The sequence below is a fragment of the Stutzerimonas azotifigens genome, assembly GCF_013522725.1.
GTDB lineage: Bacteria > Pseudomonadota > Gammaproteobacteria > Pseudomonadales > Pseudomonadaceae > Stutzerimonas > Stutzerimonas azotifigens_A.
The window spans coordinates 269,970-293,845 of sequence record NZ_JAAMRF010000008.1; the positions used below are offsets into that span (position 1 = coordinate 269,970).

Annotated in this window: 21 protein-coding genes; 16 read left to right on the top strand and 5 right to left on the bottom strand. The window is 64.1% G+C overall.

The window, feature by feature from the left end; all coding sequences use genetic code 11:
• Nucleotides 1-64: 64 nt before the first annotated feature.
• Nucleotides 65-973 (bottom strand): AEC family transporter, encoded by a 909-nt coding sequence (locus G7026_RS16630; protein WP_308811811.1) that lies wholly within the window; start codon nucleotides 971-973, stop codon nucleotides 65-67.
• A 168-nt stretch (nucleotides 974-1,141) separates the two neighbouring features.
• Between G7026_RS16630 and G7026_RS16635 the strand changes: the two genes are divergently transcribed.
• Nucleotides 1,142-2,341, top strand: a complete 1,200-nt coding sequence (locus G7026_RS16635) for a GGDEF domain-containing protein (protein WP_181072027.1) — start codon at nucleotides 1,142-1,144, stop codon at nucleotides 2,339-2,341.
• Nucleotides 2,342-2,351: 10 nt separating this feature from the next.
• Here G7026_RS16635 and G7026_RS16640 read toward each other — a convergent pair whose 3' ends face one another.
• A complete protein-coding gene (locus tag G7026_RS16640; protein ID WP_181072028.1) occupies nucleotides 2,352-2,753 on the bottom strand; it encodes an acyl-CoA thioesterase in 402 nt (133 codons plus the stop codon).
• Nucleotides 2,754-2,972: 219 nt separating this feature from the next.
• Here G7026_RS16640 and G7026_RS16645 point away from each other — a divergent pair, with 219 nt between their 5' ends.
• The 8 genes from G7026_RS16645 (at nucleotide 2,973) to G7026_RS16680 (ending at nucleotide 13,889) form a co-directional block, all read left to right on the top strand.
• Entirely contained in the window at nucleotides 2,973-3,941 is a 969-nt protein-coding gene (locus G7026_RS16645; RefSeq protein ID WP_181072029.1) for a PstS family phosphate ABC transporter substrate-binding protein, read from the top strand.
• 163 nt (nucleotides 3,942-4,104) lie between these two features.
• Nucleotides 4,105-6,381, top strand: a complete 2,277-nt coding sequence (locus tag G7026_RS16650; RefSeq protein WP_181072030.1) for an ABC transporter permease subunit — start codon at nucleotides 4,105-4,107, stop codon at nucleotides 6,379-6,381.
• Nucleotides 6,382-6,463: 82 nt separating this feature from the next.
• Nucleotides 6,464-8,134 carry a phosphate ABC transporter permease PstA gene (gene pstA / locus G7026_RS16655; RefSeq protein ID WP_308811812.1) on the top strand — a complete coding sequence of 557 codons (1,671 nt, stop codon included), beginning with the start codon at nucleotides 6,464-6,466 and terminating at the stop codon, nucleotides 8,132-8,134.
• Between the two features lie 93 nt (nucleotides 8,135-8,227).
• On the top strand, nucleotides 8,228-9,055 hold the full coding sequence (pstB, locus tag G7026_RS16660; protein ID WP_181072031.1) for a phosphate ABC transporter ATP-binding protein PstB: 828 nt from the start codon (nucleotides 8,228-8,230) through the stop codon (nucleotides 9,053-9,055).
• 121 nt (nucleotides 9,056-9,176) lie between these two features.
• Complete coding sequence (phoU, locus tag G7026_RS16665; protein ID WP_181072032.1) at nucleotides 9,177-9,905, top strand: phosphate signaling complex protein PhoU; 729 nt, start codon at nucleotides 9,177-9,179, stop codon at nucleotides 9,903-9,905.
• 131 nt (nucleotides 9,906-10,036) lie between these two features.
• Nucleotides 10,037-10,939, top strand: a complete 903-nt coding sequence (locus G7026_RS16670; RefSeq protein ID WP_181072033.1) for a response regulator — start codon at nucleotides 10,037-10,039, stop codon at nucleotides 10,937-10,939.
• Between the two features lie 150 nt (nucleotides 10,940-11,089).
• Nucleotides 11,090-11,986 carry a peptidoglycan DD-metalloendopeptidase family protein gene (locus tag G7026_RS16675; RefSeq protein WP_181072034.1) on the top strand — a complete coding sequence of 299 codons (897 nt, stop codon included), beginning with the start codon at nucleotides 11,090-11,092 and terminating at the stop codon, nucleotides 11,984-11,986.
• Nucleotides 11,987-12,056: 70 nt separating this feature from the next.
• A complete protein-coding gene (locus G7026_RS16680) occupies nucleotides 12,057-13,889 on the top strand; it encodes a sensor domain-containing diguanylate cyclase (RefSeq protein WP_181072035.1) in 1,833 nt (610 codons plus the stop codon).
• Nucleotides 13,890-13,917: 28 nt separating this feature from the next.
• On the opposite strand, the gene G7026_RS16685 is transcribed toward G7026_RS16680, so the two are convergent.
• The 3 genes from G7026_RS16685 to phoB all read right to left on the bottom strand — a co-directional run bounded on the left by G7026_RS16685 (nucleotide 13,918) and on the right by phoB (nucleotide 17,414).
• Nucleotides 13,918-15,258 (bottom strand): hemolysin family protein, encoded by a 1,341-nt coding sequence (locus tag G7026_RS16685; RefSeq protein ID WP_181072036.1) that lies wholly within the window; start codon nucleotides 15,256-15,258, stop codon nucleotides 13,918-13,920.
• Between the two features lie 77 nt (nucleotides 15,259-15,335).
• A complete protein-coding gene (gene phoR / locus G7026_RS16690; protein ID WP_181072037.1) occupies nucleotides 15,336-16,637 on the bottom strand; it encodes a phosphate regulon sensor histidine kinase PhoR in 1,302 nt (433 codons plus the stop codon).
• Nucleotides 16,638-16,724: 87 nt separating this feature from the next.
• Nucleotides 16,725-17,414, bottom strand: a complete 690-nt coding sequence (gene phoB, locus G7026_RS16695) for a phosphate regulon transcriptional regulator PhoB (protein WP_181072038.1) — start codon at nucleotides 17,412-17,414, stop codon at nucleotides 16,725-16,727.
• A gap of 176 nt (nucleotides 17,415-17,590) precedes the next feature.
• On the opposite strand from phoB, the gene G7026_RS16700 reads away from it, so the two are divergent.
• The 7 genes from G7026_RS16700 (at nucleotide 17,591) to G7026_RS16730 (ending at nucleotide 23,870) form a co-directional block, all read left to right on the top strand.
• Nucleotides 17,591-18,382: an IclR family transcriptional regulator gene (locus G7026_RS16700; protein WP_181072039.1), complete on the top strand. Its 792-nt coding sequence runs from the start codon at nucleotides 17,591-17,593 to the stop codon at nucleotides 18,380-18,382.
• Nucleotides 18,379-19,350: a 2-dehydro-3-deoxygalactonokinase gene (locus tag G7026_RS16705; protein ID WP_181072040.1), complete on the top strand. Its 972-nt coding sequence runs from the start codon at nucleotides 18,379-18,381 to the stop codon at nucleotides 19,348-19,350. The genes G7026_RS16700 and G7026_RS16705 overlap by 4 nt, the downstream gene beginning before the upstream one ends.
• Nucleotides 19,343-19,963, top strand: a complete 621-nt coding sequence (locus G7026_RS16710; RefSeq protein ID WP_181072041.1) for a 2-dehydro-3-deoxy-6-phosphogalactonate aldolase — start codon at nucleotides 19,343-19,345, stop codon at nucleotides 19,961-19,963. Before G7026_RS16705 ends, G7026_RS16710 begins: the two co-directional genes overlap by 8 nt.
• An 88-nt stretch (nucleotides 19,964-20,051) precedes the next feature.
• On the top strand, nucleotides 20,052-21,038 hold the full coding sequence (locus G7026_RS16715; protein ID WP_181072042.1) for a tripartite tricarboxylate transporter substrate binding protein: 987 nt from the start codon (nucleotides 20,052-20,054) through the stop codon (nucleotides 21,036-21,038).
• A 19-nt stretch (nucleotides 21,039-21,057) separates the two neighbouring features.
• Nucleotides 21,058-21,561 (top strand): tripartite tricarboxylate transporter TctB family protein, encoded by a 504-nt coding sequence (locus tag G7026_RS16720; RefSeq protein ID WP_181072043.1) that lies wholly within the window; start codon nucleotides 21,058-21,060, stop codon nucleotides 21,559-21,561.
• Nucleotides 21,549-23,054 (top strand): tripartite tricarboxylate transporter permease, encoded by a 1,506-nt coding sequence (locus G7026_RS16725; RefSeq protein WP_181072044.1) that lies wholly within the window; start codon nucleotides 21,549-21,551, stop codon nucleotides 23,052-23,054. The genes G7026_RS16720 and G7026_RS16725 overlap by 13 nt, the downstream gene beginning before the upstream one ends.
• 36 nt (nucleotides 23,055-23,090) lie before the next feature.
• Entirely contained in the window at nucleotides 23,091-23,870 is a 780-nt protein-coding gene (locus tag G7026_RS16730; RefSeq protein ID WP_181072045.1) for an SDR family NAD(P)-dependent oxidoreductase, read from the top strand.
• Nucleotides 23,871-23,876: the final 6 nt, after the last annotated feature.

Consider the following 23,876-nt stretch of genomic DNA (forward strand, 5'->3'; position numbering starts at 1 on the left):
TTGTGGCGCTTGGGTGCCATGTCTGCTGCTCCCTGTTGCGCGCCGCGGTTGTCGCGATCTCGATTCAGCCGTTCAGCAGCATGAGCACCAGCGGCAAGCTCGCGGCGGCGAGCAGGGTCTGCAGGGTGATGATGCCCGCCATCAGGTGGCTATCACCGCCGAGCTGGCGGGTCAGCACGTAGGCGGTGGGCGCGGTGGGCAGGGCGAAGAACAGCACCAGAATGGTGGTTTCCATCGGGGGAAGCGTGGTCAGCTGTGCCACACCGTAGGCGAGCAGCGGCATCGCGAGCAGGCGCACGGCGCAGTTCCAGCCGAGCGAAGGGACTTCACCGGTGAGTTCCTGTGGTTTGAGCGCCGCGCCCACGCATAGCAGACCCAGCGGCAGGCTGGCGGTGGCCAGCAAGCTGAGCAGGCGATCGGTGCCGCCCACTAGCCCGAATCCGGCGAGGTTGAACAGCGCGCCGGCCAGGCAGGCGAGGATCAGCGGGTTCTTGATGATCGGCAGCAACAACTGGCGCGCCGTGATGCCGCGCTCGGCGGTCAGGGCCCAGACCGACATGACGTTCACCGTCGGGACCATCAGCGCCAGCATCAGGGCGGCCAGTGCCAGCCCCTTCTGGCCAAACACGCTGCCCACGGCGGCCAGGCCCAGATAGGTGTTGAAGCGAAGAACGCCCTGCACGATGGCGCCGAAGCGCGCCGCGCTCCAGCCACGCCACCGTTTGGCCAGGAGCAGGCCCAGCCAGGCCAGACCAAGGCCGAGCATCACCGCTACCGCCAGGCCCGGTAGCGATGGGTTGTCCAGCGGGGCGGTGGCCAGGCTGCTGAACAGCAGCGCCGGGAACAAGACGTAGTAGTTGAGCCGTTCAGCGCCCGGCCAGAAGGCCTCATTAGGGAAATTGCGCAGGCGCAGAACGTAGCCACCGACGATCAAGGCGAACAGCGGCCAGAGCGCGTAGAGAAGAGTACTCACGGATACATCCATATATGAAGGTCAACAAATCTTGCTGGCTAGCGGGACGGCTGGCAAGCAACGCGTTCCAAGAGGCGAGCAGCTCCGCTGTTCGCCTTTCGGACAGCCGGCGCTGCTACGTGGCAGGGGCGTGGCGATACTGTTTCTCGTCAGGTAGCGAGTCCCGCGATGGATGCCCAGGAAAGTCAGTCGACTGCCGAGTTTCTCGATACGCCTTATGGGCAGCAGTTACATGCCGGGTTTCGCCGGCTGTTGTTCACCAAAACGCTCGAGCACGAGTTCCGCCAGTATCTGCAGCGCCAGGCCTTGGCCTCGCAACGCCTGGGAGCGTTGCTGTTGTTGCTGGTGGTCAGCCTTTATCTGTATTCCGAAATCAGCTTTCTGGTCATGGACGACGACTGGATGGCCGAGCTCGTGATGCTGCGCGCCTGCCAGGCGCTGGTCGGATTGACGGTACTGGGGATGACGTTCAGCGGGAGGCATGCGCGAACCCAGGCCCACTGGTTTTACCCGCTGGCCTTGTTGCTGGTGGGGGCGATCGCGGCGCGCATCGACATCCATTACGCGGCGGTCGAACAGACGCTGTCGTTTCAGTACGGTGCGGGTCTGTTGATCGTCTGCTCGTTCTTCTTTCTTGGCATCACCTTCTGGCGGTCATTGGTGAGTGCCTCGCTGATCGTGATAGTCGATCTGGTCATGGCGTTGAGCATCCTCCAGCCGGGGCAGATGCCGGAGCACTGGATCGCCGTCAGCTATTACGTGCTGTTGCTGGTGATTGGTGCGACCAGTCGCTACGGGCACGAATATTCGCAGCGCGAGCAGTTCCTGGTGCGCAAGCTGCTCGGCTGGGTAGCCGAGCATGATGCGCTCACTGGCCTTGCAAACCGGCGCAGCTACGACAGCTCGCTGCGGCGCCTGGCTGCGTTGGCGCACCGCGAACGTCGGGCTTTGACCCTGATGCTGCTCGACCTGGACAATTTCAAGGCCTACAACGATCTGCTCGGGCATCCGGCCGGCGATGAGCTGCTCCGGCGCTTTGCCTGCTTACTGGCGGGGTTCGCGCGGCGTCCGCTGGACTTCGCCGCGCGGGTGGGAGGCGAGGAGTTCTCGGTGCTGTTATACGACTGCGATGGCGAGGCGGCTGCACGGCTGGCCGGCCAGATTCGTCAGGCGCTCAACGACAGCGGCCTGCAGCACCCGGCGGAGGCCGAGGGCACACCGATCACGGTGAGCATCGGCATTGCGGTGCTCGCGCCAGGGCAGTCGGAGGGAGCACTCTACAAGTGCGCCGATACGGCGCTGTACCAGGCCAAGCAGGCCGGCAAAGATCGCTTCGTCCTGCATGACGCGGTGTCAGCAGAGCGCTAACGTGGCCTTTTCAGCGGCGTGGTGGCAGCGGACGGGTGCGGCCGCTGCCGTCGATGGCGACAAAGACGAATACCGCTTCGGTGACCTTGCGCCACTCGCTGGAAAGCGGGTCGTCGCTCCAGACTTCGACGAGCATGCGGATCGAGCTGCGGCCAACCTCGAGTGTCTGGGTATAGAAGGACAGCTGGGCGCCGACCGCCACCGGCACCATGAACGCCATCCGGTCGATGGACACGGTCGCCACACGGCCAGCGGCCACACGACTGGCCATGGCGGTACCGGCCAGGTCCATCTGCGAGACCAGCCATCCGCCGTAGATATCGCCGAAGCCGTTGGTTTCCCTTGGCAGAGCGGTGATCTGCAGGGCGAGGTCGCCCTGGGGGATCGGATCTTCCTGTTCGTATTCGTTCATCGTTCGACTCGCGGCGCGATTGTGTTTCTGGCGCGAAGGCCGCAGGAATGCGGGCAGGCGAGTATAGCGGCTGCATCGCGAATGGTGCGACCGCTCGGAAAAAGTTCACAACCGCCGTTGCGTCACCTAATTGTCATATTCGGTTCATAGAGTGTTCACACGGCCTGCTGATACTGGCCCCCGTTGCAAACACTGACACACCCCTGCTAGGAGCATGGAATGAAACTGAATCGTTTGATGGCGGCCCTGACTTTCGTAGCCGCTGGTGTGGGCGCTGCCAGCGCAGTCGCTGCGGTCGACCCGGCCCTGCCAAGCTATGAAAAGACCTCCGGTGTTTCCGGCAACCTGTCCAGTGTCGGTTCGGATTCCCTTGCCAACCTGATGACGCTGTGGGCAGAAGAGTTCAAGCGCAGCTACCCGAACGTCAATATCCAGATCCAAGCTGCAGGCTCCTCCACTGCACCGCCGGCGCTCACCGAAGGCACCGCAAACATGGGCCCGATGAGCCGTCCCATGAAGGACAACGAACTGCAGGCCTTCGAAGAGAAGTACGGCTACAAGCCAACCGCCGTGCCGGTCGCCATCGACGCCCTGGCTGTGTTCGTCCACAAGGACAACCCGATCAAGAGCCTGGATATCGCTCAGGTCGACGCCATCTTCTCCAGCACCCGCCTGTGCGGTGGCGAGAAGGACATCAAAACCTGGGGCGACCTAGGTCTGACCGGTGAGTGGGCTACCAAGCCGATCCAGCTGTTCGGCCGCAATTCGGTATCCGGTACCTACGGTTATTTCAAGGAAGAAGCGCTGTGCAAGGGTGACTTCAAATCCAACGTGAACGAGCAGCCGGGTTCGGCTTCGGTGGTGCAGTCCATCTCCAGCACCCTGAACGCCATCGGTTACTCGGGTATCGGCTACAAGACCTCCAGCGTTCGTGCCGTGCCGCTGTCGAAGAAAGGCGGCGAGGCCTTCGAAGCCAACGAAGATAACGCTCTGGCCGGTAAATTCCCGCTGGCGCGCTTCTTCTATGTCTACGTGAACAAGGCGCCGAACAAGCCACTGTCGCCGATCGATGCCGAGTTCATCAAGCTGGTGCTCTCCAAGCAGGGTCAGGACGTCGTGGTCAAGGACGGCTACATCCCGCTGCCGAAGAAAGTGGTCGACAAGGCCATGCAGGACCTGGGGCTCTAACACGCCAGGCGCCCGGCCTGCAGGTTTCATGCAGGTCTGACGCGAAGCCCGCCACGCATTACGCGCTGGCGGGCTTCGCTGCGTCATCAGGCTGTAATTATTCTGTCACACGGCGTTATTAAATTAGGCGTCCCGACGGACCTTCGGTCCAGGAACCCTTGGCATGAATGACATCGAGCACATGACCACTAATTCGAATCTGCAACGCCTGGACTTCGATACCCCCGCGTTGCAGCGCAAGCGCCGCATCCGCGCGCTGAAGGATCACTTCGCGCGTTGGTACGTCACCGTTGGCGGCCTGGCCGTACTGGGTGCCATCACGCTGATTTTCTTCTACCTCGCCCAGGTGGTGTTCCCGATGTTCCAGGGCGCCAGCATCGAGGCACGCGAGGCGCAGCGCCCAACCTGGCTGGCCGAGGCCGGCGAGCCGCTGCTGCTGGCCGTCGAGGAGCAGAACCAGGTAGCGATGCGTCTGGACCGCACGGGGCAGGTGCAGTTCTTCGACATCGACACTGGCGCGGCGCTGGCCCGCCAGGCGCTGCCGCTGCCCGAAAGTAGCCAGATCGTATCGGTCAGCCGCGACACCCCCGGCAGCCGCCGTTTCGCCGTTGGCCTGAGCAATGGCCAGGCGCTGGTGGTGCAGGATGCCTACCGGGTGACCTACCCCAACAATCAGAAGACCATTACTCCCGAGCTGAATTACCCCTTCGGCGAGGCGCCCATTGCCCTCGATCCGCAAGGCAGGGCGATCGAGCAGGTCGCGGTCAGCCTCAATGGCTCGACGCTGATGGTGGCTGGCGTAACCGGCAACGACCTTCATGTGCTCAGCCTCGAGCGGACCGAGAATATGCTGACCGGTGAAAGCACCCTCGAAGAAGAGCGGCTGAACCTGCCGCAGCTCGCCGAGCCGATCAAGTCGCTGCTCATCGATCCACGGCAGTTGTGGCTCTACGCCTTCACCGGCCAGGCCAGCGCAGACGTCTTCGATCTGCGGCGGCGCAACCTCAACGGACGCTATCGCCTGCTGCAAGGCAACGCCGAGGTCACCAACGTGACACCGCTGCTGGGCGGGATCTCGTTGATGGTCGGCGATTCCCGCGGCGGCATCAGCCAATGGTTCATGGTGCGCGACGGCGATGGTGGGGCCGAGCTGCGCAATGTGCGCAACTTCAGCCTGGGCGACAGTCCGATTCGCCAGATCCTGCCGGAAGAGCGTCGCAAAGGCTTCCTGGCGCTGGACGACGCGGGCACCCTCGGCATTTTCCACAGCACGGCTCACCGCACGCTGCTCGACCAGTCGATCAGCGACGGCGCGGTCAAGGGTGCGCTGTCACCCCGCGCCAACCGGTTACTGGTGGAGACCGATGGCCAACTGCAGCTGTTGGCGATCGACAATCCGCATCCGGAAATCTCCTGGAGCGCGCTGTGGGGCAAGGTCTGGTACGAGAGCTACCCCAAGCCGGACTACATCTGGCAGTCGACCTCGGCCAACAGTGATTTCGAGCCCAAGCTGAGCCTGGCGCCGCTGGCGTTCGGCACGCTCAAGGCCGCGTTCTACGCCATGCTGCTGGCGGCCCCGCTGGCGATCTGCGCGGCAATCTACACCGCCTACTTCATGGCCGCGCCGCTGCGCCGCAAGATCAAGCCGGTCATCGAGCTGATGGAAGCGCTGCCCACGGTGATTCTCGGCTTCTTCGCCGGCCTGTTCCTGGCTCCCTATCTGGAGCTGCACCTGCCGGGCATCTTCAGCCTGCTGCTGTTGATGCCGGTGGGCATCATCCTCGCCGCTTTCCTCTGGAGCCGCCTGCCCGAACGCATTCGCCTGCTGGTGCCGGATGGCTGGGAAGCGGCGCTGCTGATCCCGGTGATCCTCGGCGTCGCCTGGTTCTCGCTGTCCATCAGCGGGCATCTGGAGAACTGGTTCTTCGGCGGAAACGTGCGCCTGTGGCTCTCCAACGAGATGGGCATTCCCTTCGATCAGCGCAACGCGCTGGTGATCGGCCTGGCGATGGGCTTCGCAGTGATCCCGACGATCTACTCGATCGCCGAGGATGCCGTGTTCAGCGTGCCGCGCAGCCTCACCCTGGGCTCCCTGGCGCTGGGCGCCACGCCCTGGCAGACGCTGGTGCGGGTGGTGATCCTCACCGCCAGCCCGGGCATCTTCTCGGCATTGATGATCGGCATGGGGCGTGCCGTCGGCGAAACCATGATCGTGCTGATGGCAACCGGCAACACGCCGATCATGGAGGCGAACATCTTCGAAGGCATGCGCACCCTGGCGGCGAACGTCGCGGTGGAGATGCCCGAGTCGGAAGTTGGCAGTACCCACTACCGCGTGCTGTTCCTCGCCGCGCTGGTGCTGCTGATGTTCACCTTCGTGATGAACACCCTGGCCGAACTCATTCGCCAGCGGCTGCGCGGCAAGTACGCCAGCCTGTGATGTACCCAGACACTCCCCGCCGCCGGGCGGGGCGCCGCAGCCTCGCAAGTGCTGCGCAAGCGACTCTAGAAGGTGAAGGTCGGTGAAGAAGGATTCCGTGAAAACCTGGTTCAAGAGCGGTTCGCCCTGGATCTGGATGAACGCCGGTGCGGTGTCCATCGCGGTCATCATGACCCTGGGGCTACTGGCCCTGATCGCTGTGCGCGGCCTGGCGCATTTCTGGCCGGCCGACGTCGTCGTTGCCGATTACGTGATGCCCGGCGCCGAGCCGCGCGTGCTCGCCGGCGAGGTGACGCAGCGTGAGGAGGTGCCACGTGCGCGCCTGGCGGCGGCCGGGTTGCCGGTGGATGTCGAAGGCGGCGAGTTCATGACCCGTGAGCTGCTCAAGGTCGGCAACCGTGAGGTCTACGGCGCCGATTTCTCCTGGGTCATCGGCGAGTGGCTGCAGAACGAGCGCAAGCCGAAGGATCTGGTCGCGATCGAGCGGCGCGAGTGGGGTAACTTTTATGGCCACCTGGTCGCGGTGAAGGAAAACGGCCAGCTGGTGGCCGAAGGCGAAAACGCCTGGGGTGAATTGCAGCGCCGTATCGAGCGCATCGACGAGCTGTATGCCCGGATCGCTCGTCTCGAGAAGGTCGATATCGGCCGCATCAACTATGGCATGGAGCGCCTGCGTCTGAAGACCCGTCGCCTGGAGCTGGACAACCAGCTCGATGCGGTGGCCCAGGCCGACCTCGATGCCGAGCGCGCCGAATGGGATGCCCAGTACGTCGTGCTCGAACGCGAGCTGACCGAACTGCACCAGGGCTTCAACCGCGACACCATCTCCGTACGCACGGTCGATGGCCGCGAGCTGGAGTTCAGCCTCGGCAAGGTGGTGCGTGCCTACCAGCCCAATGCCATGTCGGTCGTGGAGAAGCTGGGCTTCTACTTCAAGAAACTCTGGGAGTTCGTCAGCGCCGAGCCGCGCGAGGCCAACACCGAGGGCGGCATCTTTCCGGCCATCTTCGGCACCGTGCTGATGACCCTGATCATGGCGGTGATCGTCACGCCGTTCGGTGTGATCGCGGCGGTCTATCTGCGCGAATACGCCAAGCAGGGCTTGCTGACCCGAATCATCCGGATCGCGGTTAACAACCTCGCCGGTGTGCCGTCGATCGTCTACGGCGTATTCGGTCTGGGTTTCTTCGTCTACGTGCTGGGTGGTTCGATCGACCGTCTGTTCTATCCCGAAGCGGCGCCGGCGCCGGTCTTCGGTACGCCGGGCCTGATGTGGGCCTCGCTGACGCTGGCGATCCTGACCTTGCCGGTGGTGATCGTGGCTACCGAAGAAGGCCTGGCGCGGATTCCGCGCATCCTTCGCGAAGGCTCGCTGGCGCTCGGTGCGACCAAGTCCGAAACGCTGTGGAAAGTGGTGCTGCCAATGGCCAGCCCGGCGATGATGACCGGCCTAATCCTGGCGGTGGCACGGGCTGCCGGCGAGGTGGCGCCGTTGATGCTGGTCGGCGTGGTCAAGCTCGCACCGAGCCTGCCCCTCAACGGCAACTACCCTTACCTGCACCTCGATCAGAAGATCATGCACCTGGGCTTCCACATCTTCGACGTCGGCTTCCAGAGCCCCAACGTCGAGGCCGCGCGGCCGCTGGTCTACGCGACTGCGCTGTTGCTGGTGCTGGTGATCGCGACCCTGAACTTCACGGCGGTGTACATCCGCAACCACCTGCGCGAGAAGTACAAGGCGCTGGACCATTAAACGCTAGCTGGAAGCCAGTGGCTGGAAGCTGGAAGCAAGAGCGCTTCAACTTCCAGCTTCCGGCTCGAGCTCAAAGCTCTACCGGAGTGACCCATGCAAAACTCTTCCCATGGTATCGACATCTCGGCGCTGGGCCGCGACAAGCGCACGCTGAACCTGCAATCGGAAACCGTCGCCATCGAGGTGCCGGACCTGAGCCTGTTCTATGGCGAGAAGCAGGCCCTGCACAACGTCAGCCTGAACATTCCCAAGCAGCGGGTCACGGCCTTCATCGGCCCGTCCGGCTGCGGTAAGTCGACGTTGCTGCGCTGCTTCAACCGGATGAACGATCTGGTCGACGGCTGCCGCATCGAAGGGGCGATCAACCTCGACGGCCATAACATCTACCGCAAGGGCGAGGACGTCGCCGACCTGCGCCGTCGTGTCGGCATGGTGTTCCAGAAGCCGAACCCGTTCCCCAAGACCATCTATGAAAACGTGGTCTACGGGCTGCGTATCCAGGGCATCAAGCAGAAGCGGGTCCTCGACGAAGCCGTCGAATGGGCGCTCAAGGGCGCTGCGTTGTGGGACGAGGTAAAGGACCGCCTGCACGAGTCGGCATTGGGTCTGTCCGGTGGTCAGCAGCAGCGTCTGGTGATTGCCCGTACCATCGCCGTGCAGCCCGAAGTGCTGCTGCTCGACGAGCCGAGCTCGGCGCTCGACCCGATCTCCTCGCTGAAGGTCGAAGAGCTGATCTACGAGCTCAAGGCCCGCTACACCATCGTCATCGTGACCCATAACATGCAGCAGGCCGCCCGCGTCTCGGACTACACGGCATTCATGTACATGGGCAAACTGATCGAATACGGCGACACCGACACGCTGTTCACCAACCCGGCCAAGAAGCAGACCGAAGACTACATCACCGGGCGTTACGGCTAACCGCGTGGTGCGCACCAGCTTGAAGCGAGAAGCTTGAAGCTGGGGAGTGGGGAGAAAGATTCAGACAGTCAGGCTTCGAGCTTCCGGCTTCGAGCTTCCAGCTTTCGCGGAGCGAACAAAGATGATCAACAAAGACAGCCATACCCATCACATTTCCCAGCAGTTCAACGCCGAGCTGGAAGAGGTTCGCAGTCACCTGCTGGCAATGGGGGGGCTCGTCGAGAAGCAGGTCAACGACGCCGTGACCGCCCTGATCGATGCCGATTCCGGGCTGGCCCAGCAGGTCCGCGAACTCGACGACCAGATCAACCAGATGGAACGCAACATCGACGAGGAGTGCGTGCGCATCCTCGCGCGTCGGCAACCGGCGGCCTCCGACCTGCGGCTGATCATCAGCATTTCCAAGTCGGTGATCGACCTGGAAAGGATCGGCGACGAGTCGACCAAGATCGCCCGGCGCGCCATCCAGCTCTGCGAAGAAGGCGAATCGCCGCGCGGCTACGTCGAGGTGCGCCATATCGGCGACCAGGTGCGCAAGATGGTCCAGGAAGCGCTGGATGCCTTCGCCCGCTTCGACGCGGACCTCGCGCTCTCGGTCGCGCAGTACGACAAGACCGTCGACCGCGAGTACAAGACCGCCCTGCGCGAGCTGGTCACCTACATGATGGAAGACCCGCGTTCGATCTCCCGCGTGCTGAGCGTGATCTGGGCGCTGCGTTCGCTCGAGCGTATCGGCGACCATGCGCGCAACATCGCCGAGCTGGTGATCTACCTCGTGCACGGCACCGACGTTCGCCACCTGGGTCTGGCGCGGATGAAGGAAGAGGTCACCGGCGGCGACGCGAACTGAGTCTGGCGCGGGGAGGGCTGACTCGGTCCTGTTGATGACGGCCCTGCCCGCCCGTGCGATTCTGCGCACCTCGCCTTTGTCGGCCCCTCGCGTTGCGGCTATGCTTGCGGCCATTCGTGCAGGAGTAGTCGATGAGCAAGGTCAGTGTGCTGGTTGTGGATGATGCGCCATTCATCCGCGATCTGGTGAAGAAGGGGTTGCGCAACCACTTTCCGGGTATTCACATCGATGAAGCCATCAACGGCCGCAAGGCCCAGCAGATGCTCGGCCGGGAAAGTTTCGACCTGATCCTCTGCGACTGGGAAATGCCGGAGATGTCCGGACTCGAGCTGCTCAACTGGTGCCGTAGCCAGGACGCGCTCAAGCTGGTGCCGTTCATCATGGTCACCAGCCGCGGCGACAAGGAAAACGTCGTCCAGGCGATCCAGGCCGGCGTTTCCGACTTCATCGGCAAGCCGTTTTCCAACGATCAGCTGACTACCAAGGTCCGCAAGGCCCTGGGCCGTGCCGGCAAGCTGGATGCGCTGGCTGCCAGCGCGCCGACCCGGGCGCTGTCCTCGGGCGTGGCCAATGATTCTCTAGCGGCGCTGACCGGCGGCAAGGCCGATGTGGTCAAGCCGTCCGCCCCTGCGGCCGCTCCGCAAGCGGTCACGCCCCGAGCCGTACCGGCTGCGGCCGGCCCGAGTGTTGCGCCTGCCGGGCGTGGGCAAGGTCAGCTGAGGCTTTCGTCGGGCAACCTTGCCTGCGTGATCAAGACGCTCAGCCTCAAGGAGGCACTGCTGGTGGTGCGTCGTGGCGAGCTGCTGCCGCAAGTGCTGGAAAGCGCGGTGCTGGACCTGGAGCAGGGCGAGTCGGCCGAAGTGGCTCGCCTCAATGGTTACCTGCATGCGGTAGCGGCGTTCGAGCCCAAGCCCGAAAGCGAATGGTTGCAGCTGACCTTCCGGTTCGTCGATCGCGACCCGCAGAAGCTCGATTACCTGTCGCGCCTGATTGCCCGTGGTACGGCGCAGAAGCATTTTGTCCCCGGCGCCTGAGTCGCTCGGCGGTATCTGTTCACACCGTTCGTCTCCCTGTTCGCCCGCAAGCTGACCGGGATCACACCGTCGACAGTCACCGGCTCGCGTGAGGCCGGTGGCGCTGATAATCTCCGGGTACCAACACAAAACTATTAGAACTCTGTCGTTATGCTAGGGCGCATCTTCCTTTTCCTTGGATTGTGTGGGCTGGCCGTGCCTGCCATGGCCCTCACCATCTACAAATACACCGACCCCAATGGTGTGGTGACCTATAGCGACCAGGCCGCGCCGGGCGCGCAGGTGTTCGTGTTCCGTGACCGCATGGTCGAGCAGCTCGATAACCAGGTACAGCTCGAAACCCGCAAGCACGCGGGCGGCGAGACCCTGCTGGTACGCAACGACCTGTTCGCTCCGGTAGACATCGAACTCAAGCTCGAAGGCGTAAGGAATGCCGTCGGCGCGCCGGACAAGCCGATTCGCTGGGTCCTGCCGCCGCGCAGCAAGATTCGCCTGGCCACGCTGGCCCCGCGTGACCCGAACCAGCCGCTCAAGTACACCCCCAGGTTGCGCTATGCGATGGGTGATCCGCGGCTGATTCCCAAACCCTACGATTATCCGCTGCCATGGCTGGGCGGCCCGTTCCGTCTGACCCAGGGCGCCAACGGCAAGTACAGCCATTTCACGCCCAAGGGCCGTTACGCGATGGATATCGCCATGCCTGTAGGTACACCCATCGTCGCTGCGCGAGGCGGCATGGTGGTCAAGATTGAGAACAGCCAGAGCGGGCGTGGCACCAACCCGGCGGGCAATTTCGTGCGCATCATTCATGACGACGGCACCATGGGCGTCTACCTGCACCTGATGAAGGGATCGGTGAAGGTGCGCGAAGGGCAGCGCGTCGAGGTGGGCACCGCGCTCGCGCGCTCCGGCAACACCGGTAACAGCACCGGTCCCCACTTGCACTTCGTGGTCCAACGCAATGTTGGACTGACGGTCGAGTCGATCCCTTTCCAGTTCGCACAGCCGGTCAACAGCCTGCCGAACTTCGCCGTCGGCGGCGAGTAAGGGCGCTTCGCTCGGCTTGCGTAGCGGCCCGATTGCGGCGAAGGTTGCTCATCGGATCGAGGGCTCGTAGTTGCCAATTCAGATTATCGGTTTGCTGCTCTGTCTATTGACCGCTCCCGGTCTCGGTGCTGCCCCGTTGTCGCTATCCGACGAGCAGCCTTCGGTGCGCCTGGCACAGCAGCTTGAATATCTTCTGCCCGAGCAGCCGCTGGACTTTGCAGAGGCGAGCCGTGCTGAGGGATGGCAGCCGGTGAATGGTTCTTCGCTCAGTCTCGGCCGCCAGCCTGGTGTCGTATGGGTGCGGATGGCGCTCTACAACGGGTCACAGCAGCCTGACTGGCGCCTTCTGGTGGAGTGGCCGATTCTCGATCGCATCGAGGCGCGAGTGCTGGATTCCGGCAGCGGTCAGTGGAGCCCTTTGGGGGTGGCGGGTGACCGTCTGCCTTTGAGTGCCTGGTCCGAGCCCGCTCGGCAGCCGATATTCCTGCTGCACCTGCCGCTAGCCGAGACGCGCTGGGTGTATCTGCAGTTGCAGAGTGCCAAGAATCTGGTCGCTCCCATGCAACTGCTGACTGAATCCGCCTATGCGCAGCAAGAGATGAGCCAAAGGACGCTGCTGGGCCTGTTCTTTGGCGCCATGCTGGCGGTACTGCTCTACAACCTTAGCCTCTACATGTTCACCCGGGATTCCAGCTACGCCTGGTACTGCCTCTATCTGCTCGGCGTCGTGGTATACGAGCTCGCCTTGACCGGCTTTGGCATGCAGTTCCTTTGGCCCGAGCTGGGGCGCCCGGCCGGGCTTATCTATGTCCTGTCCGCCGCCTGGAGTTTCTTCGCGGCGACATTTTTCGCGCGTGTTTTCCTCGACATTCGCCACTATGGCGGCTGGGTGCTGTGGGCTAACAATGCGTTGCTTGGCTACTGGACATTGGTGCTTCTGCTGGCCGTGATGCGCCCCCAGCTCTTGCATGGACTGGGTATTCCTCAAGTGGCGATGGCGAGCTGCCTGGTGGCATTTGCTTCAGCGATGAGCCTGTGGCGCAGGGGGAATCGCTCAGCACCTCTGTTCAGCCTGGCGTGGTTTTTTCTGATCGCCGGCACGGCAGTGCATGTCGCTGCGCTGCAGGGCGTATTGCCTGTCAATCAGCTCACCTTGCGCATGCAGACTGCTGGCTTCTTTGCCGAATTCATCCTGCTGTCGGTGGCGCTGGCGCATCGCATCAATAACGAACGGTCTGCGAGAATCGCCGCGCAGACCGCACTGATTGGCGAGCGTGAGGCCCGTCTGGAAAGTCAGGAACAACTGCTCTCGGAGCAGGCCCGCGCCAACGAGGAGCTCGAACGTCGGGTTATCGAGCGAACCACCGAATTGCAGCAATCGACCCTCGAGCTGGCCCAGGTCAATGCCGAGCTGACCCGTCTGAGCAATACCGACCCGTTGACCCAGCTGGCCAACCGGCGCTACTGCGACCAACAGCTGGAACTGCAGAGCAACAAGCCGTTAGCGGTATTGGTCATCGACATCGATCATTTCAAAAGCGTCAACGACCGCTACGGTCACCCGGTCGGCGATCGTTGCATCAATGCCGTGGCCGATGTGCTGCGGCGTAGCGCACAGCGCCGTGGTGATCTGGCCGCGCGTTATGGCGGGGAGGAATTCCTCGTGCTGCTCAGCGATATCGATGCCGCCAGCGCCGCCCTTCGCGCCGAAGAAATCCGTGCCGAGGTTGCATCGCTGAGCCTGCGTGAGAATGGCGAACAGGTGCCGATCAGCGTGAGCATCGGATTGGCTGCGCACGACGGAGGTACTTCGCTGAGAATGAGCGAGTTGATCGGTGCAGCGGACCGTGCGCTCTATGCCGCCAAAGGCGCGGGCCGCAACCAGGTCTGTTGCGCAGCCTGAGCCAGCAGCGGGCGGGTTGGCGATCGGCTTATTCCTGCTTGAGCACTTTGGCCAGCACGATCTTCGGGCCGCGCATCTTCTTGATGATGATGCGCAGGCCTTCGACCTCCAATACCTCATCCTCTTCCGGTACCCGCTTGAGCGTGTCGTAGACCAGGCCGGCCAGCGTCTCGGCCTCGACGTGATCCAGGTCGATTTCCAGCAGGCGCTCCACCTTGAATAGCGGGGTGTCGCCGCGTACCAGCAGCTTGCCCGGCTGATACGCGAGGATGCCGCGTTCGGCCTTGCGGTGTTCGTCCTGGATGTCACCGACCAGCACTTCGAGCACGTCTTCCATGGTCAGGAAGCCGATGACCTTGTGATCGCCTTCTTCGACCAGCACGAAGTGCGCGCCGCCCTGGCGGAACTGCTCGAGCAGAGTGGCCAGCGGCAGGTGCTTGGAAACCCGTTCCAGTGGCCGCAGCAGGGAATTGAAATCGATCGAATCGGCCAGCCCGTCGTTGGCCGCCAGCGCCAATAGCAGGTCCTTGATATGGAGCAGGCCGACGTACTCGCCGCGAGTATCGTCGTAGACCGGATAGCGGCTGTATTTGTGGCGACGGATCAGGCTCAGTACGTCTGGCAGGCTCGCATCATGTTCGAGTTGCACCAGGTCCTCGCGGGAGTTGGCCCAGTCCACCACGTCCAGCTCGCTCATCTGCACCACCGAGGCGAGTACCCGAATACCCTGGTCGCTGGGGTCGATCGCGCTGCTCGAATGGAGGATCAGCTTGAGCTCTTCGCGGCTGTAATGATGCTCATGGCCGAACTCGGGCTCGCCCTGGCCGGCGACCCGCAGGATGGCATTGGCGCTGGCATTGAGCAGATAGATGGCCGGATACATCAGCCAGTAGAACAGATACAGCGGTACCGCCGTCCACAGCGAGAGCAGCTCCGGTTTGCGGATTGCCCAGGACTTGGGGGCCAGCTCGCCGATCACGATGTGCAGGTAGGAAATGATGAAGAACGCGGTGAAGAACGCGATGCCATGGACCAGCGCGGGAGAGTCGATGCCCAGCGAACCCAGCAGCGGCTGGAGCAGGTGAGCGAAGGCTGGCTCGCCGACCCAGCCCAGGCCCAGCGAAGCGAGGGTAATCCCCAGTTGGCAGGCCGACAGGTAGGCGTCGAGCTGGTTGTGCACGGTGCGCAGGATGCGGCCGCGCCAGCCGTGGTCGCGGGAGATGGCGTCCACCTTGGTGGCGCGCAGCTTGACCATTGCGAATTCGGCCGCGACGAAGAAGCCGTTGAGCAGAACCAGGAGCAGGGCAAACAGAATCAGGCCGAAATCGGCGAAGTACGAGGCGGCGGTATACGGGGGGGAAGGGTCCATGAGCGTTGGGGAAGTCTATGACGCGTAAAAGATGGAGCCGAACTGGCAGGAATGCAAGGGCCGGTGCCAGATGTGGATCAGAGCCTGGCGATCTGCGACGACTGGAAATGGCAGGTGAACGTGCTTCCCTTGCCCGGCGTACTATTGATGTCCAGGCGGCCCTGATGGCGTAGGAGCACATGCTTGACGATGGCCAGGCCCAGCCCTGTGCCACCTGTGCTGCTGGCGCGGCTGGAGTCGACCCGGTAGAAGCGCTCGGTGAGTCTGGGCAGGTGCTTGGCTTCGATGCCTGGTCCGTTGTCCTGCACGCTCAGGTGCGCGCCCTGTTCGTTGCACCACCAGTGGATGTGGATCTCCCCGCCGGCCGGGGTGTATTTCACCGCGTTGAACACCAGGTTGGAGAAGGCGCTGCGCAGCTCGTTCTCGCTGCCTTTGAGTTGCAGCTCTGCGTCCGCCTCGAGCGTGATGCGGTGGTTCTTGTCCGCCGAGAGCGCCTGGGCGTCGCTTCGGATCGACTGCAGCAGCGGCTCGACCGCCACCGGCTGATTGTTGGACGGGTAGGTGGTCGCCTCCAGCTTGGCCAGCAGCAGCAGGTCGTTGAGCAGGTGTTGCATGCGCCCGGCCTGCTGGTTCATCTGCAGCAGCGGTCGTTGCCAGCGCGGGTTTACCTGGTCGACGTTTTCCAAAAGCGTTTCCAGATAGCCCGCGATGACCGTCAGCGGTGTGCGCAACTCGTGGGAAACGTTGGCGACGAAGTCCTTGCGCATCTGTTCGAGCAGATGGAGACGGGTGACGTCGCGAACCACCATCAGGTGCTCGCTGTTGCCGTAGCGGGTCAGGTGGACCTGCAGATGGATGCGGTCGTTGACCGGCGAGGGCAGCTCCAGCGGTTCCTGGTGCCTGCCGCTTTCGAAATAATCCTTGAACGCCGGATGGCGCACCAGGTTGGTGATCGGATGACCGCTGTCCTGCGGGTCCTTCAGGCCGAGCAGGCGGTTAGCGGCGCTGTTCCACCATTCCAGATTACCGTCGCTGTCGAGCATGATCACCGCGTCCTTGAGGGCCGCAGTCGATTCCTGGACCCGGTCGATGATCGCCTGCAGGCGCCGCCGGGCGCGCAGGTCGTCGCGCTGGAGCTTGTACAGACCATCGAATACTTCGCCCCAGATGCCGTAGCCGTCGGGCGGCGGCTCTTCGGGCTGGTGGTCCTTGAGCCACGTGTGCAGGCGCAGCAACTGCACCAGCGTCCAGCCCAGATAGAGCGCAAGGCCCACCACCAGCGACCAGGCGTACTGGTCGGTCAGCAGCCCGAGCAGGAGGGAGGCGACCACCATGAGCAGCAGGCGGCGCACCACCGCGCCGCGCCAGTCCGGATTCAACGGCGGCGCTCCTGCAGGAGGGAGAGATGGCGAAGGCAGATAGGGTGAAGCCGGTCAGCGTACGGAGCTGCCATTGCCAGTCCTGGCTCAGTTCTTGGTTGAAAAACGATAGCCGGTTCCGCGTACCGTCTGCACCAGGTTTTCGTAGACCTCCCCCAATGCCTTGCGCAGCCGGCGGATGTGCACGTCCACCGTGCGCTCCTCGACATAGACGTTGCCACCCCATACCTGGTCGAGCAACTGGCCGCGGGTATAGGCACGTTCCTGATGGGTCATGAAGAACTGCAGCAGGCGGTATTCGGTGGGGCCCATCTCGGCGGGCCGGCCATCGATGGTGACGCGATGGCTGATCGGGTCGAGCAGCAGGCCGCCCACTTCGATCGGCGCTTCGCTGTCGGCCGGGCCGGCGCGGCGCAGCACCGCCTTCAGGCGCGCCACCAGCTCGCGGGGCGAGAAGGGCTTGGTGATGTAGTCATCGGCGCCGACGTCCAGGCCCTGGATCTTGTTGTCCTCTTCATCCTTGGCCGTGAGCATCACGATCGGGATGCCGGCGGTCAGCTCGTCGCGCTTGAGGCGCCGCGCCAGCTCGATTCCCGAGGTGCCGGGCAACATCCAGTCCAACAGGATCAGGTCCGGCTGGCGGTCGATGATCAAGGCGTGGGCCTGCTGGGTATTTTCCGCTTCCAAGCATTCATAACCGGCCATCTCCAGCGCGACGACGATCATTTCGCGAATCGGCGCCTCGTCATCGACGATCAGAATGTTCTTGCCACTCATGCTCGAGCCTCGGGTCGTTTCTTGTCGTTGGGCATTAGATAACGGAAATGTTGCAGAGGTGTGACAGGAAGGCGATCCCTGAAGCATGGTTTTAATTAATCCCATATATTGGGAGTGTAACTCGCATATTGAGATATCTGATTAGCGCTTCTAGTATCTATCGCCAGGAGAACACCATGACCGATAACAACAAGACCCAGGCACCCCTGGGCGCGCAGGCTCTCTTTCGCGGGTTGGCCGTGATCGAGGCGGTGTCCGGCGGCGCCCACTCCCTCGCAGAGATCGGCCTTGCGGTCGGCTGTACACGCAGCACGACCCACCGGCTGGTCACCGCGCTGATACAGGCCGACTACCTGCGCAGCGATGCGCAGGGCTATCGACTCGGCCCACGGCTGATTGAGCTCGGCTACAAGGCGCGCGGGCAAATGCCGCTGATCCGCCTTGCCCGCCTGCACCTGCAGCGCCTGGCCGATCTGACGCAGGACACCATCCACTTGGGCGTGCGCGAGGCGGGCGACGTGCTCTACATCGACAAGCTCTCCAGCACCCGTGGCCTCGAGATGCGGTCGCGCATCGGCCTACGCATGCCGCTGGCCCTCACCGGTATCGGCAAATCCTTGATGCTCGACCTCAGCGCCCAGGAGTGGGAGGCGCTGTACCAGGAGGGCATGCAGCGTCGTGCCGGTCAGCCCGGGCTGCGCGACGTGTTCACCGACTGGAACGAATACCAGGCGCAGATGTGCGAATACGCCGCCGGCGGTTTCAGCTTCGATCTGGAAGAAAACGAGCTCGGCGTGCGCTGCGTCGCGGCACCGGTACGCGACGCCGGTGGTGAGATCGTCGCCGCCATCAGCGTGGCGAGTGCGATTCCCTATATGCCCGAAGAGCGCCTGGAGGCGTTGCGCCCGGCGGTGATCGAGTGCGCCCAGGCGATCTCCGCCGAACTCGGATGGAGGAGGGCTTCATGAGCGTCGGCTTTGCGCCACGTCTGATCGGCCTCGACTGGGGTACCTCGAGCCTGCGCGCCTACCTGCTCGGCGAGCGCGCGCAGGTCCTTGAAGAACGTGCGCGGCCCTGGGGGGTGCAGCACACGCCAGGTGGCGATTTTGCGGCGGCATTCGCCGAACTGGTCGGCGACTGGCGCCAGGCCTGGCCCGGCTTGCCGGCCCTGGCTTCCGGAATGATCGGCAGCCGCCAGGGCTGGCGGGAGGTGCCCTACGTCGCCTGCCCGGCGGGACAGGACAGTCTGGCCGAAGGGCTGCTGCGCTTCGATACCGGCCGCGGCGATCTGCACCTTGTACCCGGCGTGATGCAGGGCGGGGCGCTGCCCAACGTATTGCGTGGCGAAGAAACCCAGGTGATCGGTGCCATGGCTCTTGAGCCGGCACTCGCCGAACAATCCATGCTGGTGTTGCCCGGCACCCACAGCAAGTGGGCCAGTGTGCGGGAAGGCCATTTGTGCAGCTTCGCCACTTATATGACCGGTGAGCTGTACGCGATCCTGCGCGACCACTCGATCCTCGGCAGGCCTGCCCGCGAGCTCGGCAGCCGAACCAGCGATGCCGCCTTTGCCGCCGGGCTGGTGGCGACGCGCGACGCCGGCGCGCCCGGATTTTCCGCGCGACTGTTCAGTGCCCGCAGCCTGGTCCTGTCCGGGGCGCTGGCCGCTGATGAAAGCCTGGACTACCTCTCCGGCCTGCTGATCGGCGAAGAGCTGCGCAGCGTGCTGGCCGGCCACCCCGAGCTGGCGCAGATGCCGCTGGTATTGCTCGGCGATGCCGCGCTGTGCGCCCGCTACGAGATCGCCTTCGACCTGTTCGGCCTGGATACCGTGCGCCGGCTCGAACACGCGACGGTCGCCGGACTCTGGCGTATTGCCGAAGCCGCCGGCCTGCTGGCCGCCCTTTCCGACTACGGAGCTCCTCGCGATGTTTGAAGACTGCATGCGCCAATTGCCACTGATCGCCATCCTGCGCGGGATCACGCCTGAAGAGGTGATCGAGGTGGGGAGAGCGCTTCACGGGGCTGGCTTCCGGCTGATCGAAGTGCCGCTCAACTCGCCCCGGCCGCTGGAGAGCATCGCGCGGCTGGCCGAGGTACTGGGCGGCGATTGCCTGGTGGGCGCCGGAACCGTGCTCAGTATCGAGCAGGTTCGGCAGGTGGCCGCTGCGGGCGGGCGCCTGGTCGTCGCACCGAATGCGGATGTCGCAGTGATTCATGAAGCCAAGGCCGCCGGGCTGTTCAGCGCGCCGGGTGTCGCCACGCCGACCGAGGCATTCGCGGCGCTCGCTGCGGGCGCCGATGCGCTGAAGCTGTTTCCGGCCGAGCAGTTCGGCCCGGCCGTGGTGAAAGCCTGGCGGGCCGTGTTGCCGGCCGATTGCCAACTGCTGCCTGTCGGCGGCATCACGCCGGCCGGTATGGAGGCATACGTGCGTGCCGGCGCCCAGGGCTTCGGCCTCGGCTCGTCGCTATACCGCCCCGGGATGGACGCCGCAGAAGTCGGCCGCAACGCGCTGGCCTTCGCCGGCGCCTGGCATGCGCTGCGCTGACGGCATGCCGCACCGCTACAACCGCTGCCAGGCTCTGGCGGTGGCGCTGAAAACAGCCGTACCCACAAAAATAAAAGGAGAGCTGGTCATGCGTATCCCTACGTTCAAAACCTTCGTTCGGCGCAGCTGCGCCGCTGCGGCGTTCGCCCTGCTGGGTCTTGCCGGCCCGCTTCTGGCCGCGGACTGGCCTACCCGGCCGGTCACCATCGTGGTGCCGGCAGGTGCTGGGGGCGGCTCGGACGGCACCGCACGCATCCTCGCCAAGTACCTCAAGGAAGAGCTTGGCCAGCAGTTCAACGTGATCAACCTGGGACAGGGCGGCGGGGTCGTCGGTATTCAGCGGATCGTCAGTGCCCGGCCGGACGGCTACACCCTCGGCGTACTGTTCAACTACGCGCACTACAAGGAAATGGGGCAGGCCGATTTCACGCTCGATGACTTCACTCCCATCGGCCAGTACAACTTCGATCCGGCCGGCTTCCAGGTGCGTGACGACTCGCCGTTCACGTCGATCGACCAGGCGCTCGATGCGATCAAGGCTGACCCGTCGAAATACACCATCGCCTGCGCCGGTGGCTGCGGCGGTTCGTGGCCGGTAGCGGTGGCGACCCTGCTCGATCGCTGGGGCGTCGAGATGACCAAGGTCCGCATGATCCCTGGGCAGGGCGCCGCAGCGGCGATGCAGGATCTGGCCGCCGGCGGGGTCGATTTCGTGCCCTGCTCGCTGCCCGAAGCCGACGCCCTGCTCAAGACCGGCAAGGTCCGCAGCCTGGCGGTCTTCGGTCAGGAGCGTCTGCCGACGTTTGACTCGGTGCCGTCTCTAAAGGAGCAGACCGGTCTGGATCTGGAACTCGGCTCCTTCCGTGGGCTGGTCGCGCCTGCCGGCGTTCCGGACGAGCTTCGCGCGAAACTCCAGGCCGCACTGGAGAAGGTCTACCAGAACCCGGCCTGGCAGGAAGAAATGCAGGCGCGCGGCTTCGGCCTGCAGTGGCGGGATGCCAACGCTTTCACGCGCTATCTGCAACAGCACACCCAGGACGTCCAGGCGCTGTTCGCCAAGATGAACCTGGAATGACCGCCACGAGGAGGCCGTGATGAAACTCTCCGATCTCGCTCTGGGGGTCCTGTTCGTGCTGCTGGGTGGCGCCGTGCTGCTGGTCGCCAGTCAGATGAAAGTCTCGCCGCACTTCCAGTACGGCGCGGGTTTCTTTCCGACCATCCTCGGTGGTTTGCTCACCCTGGCCGGCCTCTGGCTCGCTGCCAGCGATCTGCGAGCGGCGGCCGCACGGCGCGGGATCGCACGCCTTGTCGCGCTGGCGCCCTGGTGCCGTGATCGCGCCCGGCTGATGAACCTGGCTGCGGTAATCACGGCGCTGATCGGCTTCGTCCTCTTGATCGAACCGCTCGGGTTCGTCGTCTCGAGCCTGGTGCTGCTGGCCTTGCTGGGCTATCGCTTTAGCGGCCGCCCGCTGCTCTCGGCGCTCAGCGCCGCGGGTGTGGTGCTGTTTCTCTACCTGTTCTTCCAGCAACTGATGGGCGTGCCGCTGCCCGAGGGGTTCCTGGCGAGCCGAATGGAGGTGGCGCTATGGACGTGCTGAGCGATGCGCTCGCCCAGGTACTGACTTGGGAAGTGCTGCTGGTGATGCTGGTCAGCGCGCTGTACGGATTGCTGGTGGGTGCTATACCCGGTCTGACGGCTACCCTGGCGGTCGCGCTGATGGTGCCCATCACCTTCTTCATGGACCCGGTGCCGGCGATCGCCGCGATCGTGACCATGGCGGCGATGGCGATCTTCGCCGGCGACCTGCCGGCGGTGTTGCTGCGCATGCCGGGCACCCCGGCCTCGGCGGCCTATACCGATCAGGCCTACCAGCTGACGATGAGGGGGCAGGGCGAGTACATCCTCGGCGTCAGCGCCGTGACCTCCGCCGTAGGTGGCAGTATCGGCGTGCTGGTACTGATGTTCGGCGCACCCTATCTGGCCGAATTTGCCCTTGAGTTCAGCGCCTTCGAGTATTTCTGGCTAGCCTGCCTCGGGCTTACCGCGGCGATCATGGTCGGCGGCACGGCGTCGATCAGCAAGAGTGCGATTTCCCTGGTGCTCGGCCTGCTGGTGGCGTGCGTCGGTATCGATCCGGTATCGGGGGAGTCACGATTCACCTTCGGCAGCCAGAACCTGCTGGGCGGCTTCGGCTTCATTCCGGTGATCATCGGCCTGTTCGCCGTCGCCGAAATCCTGCGCTTCTGCATACGCAGCGCCGGCGACCGCCAGGGCCTGCAGGTTGCCCAGGCACCCCTGTTCAGCAAGGCGCTACGCGATGCCTTCAGGCACAAGGTGGGCATCCTGCGCGGTTCGGCGATCGGCACCCTGACCGGTGCGTTGCCGGGCGCCGGTGCCGATATCGCCGCGTACATCTCCTATGCCATCGCCCGGCGGCGGCCCGGGCAGGACGAGGACGATACCGCGACGGCCGTACGGCAGATCGCGCCGGCCACCGCAGCCAACAACGCGGCGGTCGGCGGCAGCTTCATTCCTGCAACGGTCTTCGGCATTCCGGGCGACTCGCTCACCGCGATCGTGATCGGCGTGCTGCTGATGAAAGGGCTGACGCCGGGACCGACCATCTTCAGCGACAACGCCAGCATGATCAACGCGGTATTCCTCGCGTTCCTGTTGGCCAACCTGTTGCTGATCCCGTTCGGCTTTCTGGCGGTGCGGGCGTTCAAGCAGGTGCTGCGTATTCCCCAGGCGATCCTGATGCCGTCGATTCTGCTGTTCGCCATGGTCGGCGCGTACGCCATCGAGCACAGCCTGTTCGCGGTGGTGACCATCCTGATCTTCGGCGTGCTGGGCTTTTTGCTCGAAGAGCACGGTTTTCCGCTGGCGCCGATGATTCTCGGCCTGGTCCTCGGGCCGTTGCTGGAAGAAACCTTCGTGACCTCGATGATGCGCTCGAACGGGGACCTGATGGCCTTCTTCGAGCGCCCTGTTTCGCTGGTGCTGGCCGCCGTCACCCTCGGTGTCTGGCTGGTCCCGCCGCTGCTGCGCGCCTGCCGCGGTCGCGGTGCGGCCCGCGCGGCCCATCCCTGATTCTGATCGACGATCCCATTCTTCAAGGAGACGCCCATGTATTTCAACGACCTCAAAGGCAAGCGCGTACTGATCACCGGCTCGACCATGGGCATCGGCCTGGCGGTCGCCAAGTCGTTCGCCGCGCTCGGCGCCCGCGTCGGGATCACCGCGCGCAAGACGCCCGACAAGCTCGCTGTGCTGCTCAGCGAGATGGCCAGCGCGGGCGGGGAAGCCGCGTTCTTCGCCGGCGACCTTTCCAGCACCCAGGCCTGCGTCGAGACGGTCCAGGCATTCGTCGAGCGTTTCGGCGGCATCGATGTGCTGATCAACAACGCCGGTGCGCTGCTCGAGCGCCGCGGGCTGGAGAAGATCGACGACGACTTCTTCCAGGCCATGGTGGATGTGAACATGCGCTCGGCGCTGATGGTCACCCGCGAGGCCATCCCCCATCTGCGCGCCTCGGCAAAGGCGTCGGGTACCTCCGTGGCGGTGATTTCCACCGGCTCGATCGCCGCCTACAACGGCGGCGGCCCGGGCGCGAGCCTCTACGCAGCGGCCAAGGCATGGCTGCACAACGTGCAACGCAACTGGGTGCGGGAGTTCACCTGCGACAACATCCGCTTCAACATCGTGGCGCCGGGCACCGTCGACACCGCCTTCCACGCCGACAAGGACGATGCCGCCCGCGCCCAGGTCAACGCAACCATTCCGCTGTGCCGCTTCGGTACCAGTGAAGAGATGGCGCCGGCCTACCTGTTCCTTGCTTCCCACGCCTGCAGTGGCTACATCACCGGCCAGGTGATCGACGTCAACGGCGGGCAGGCCATGCCATGAAGGAGG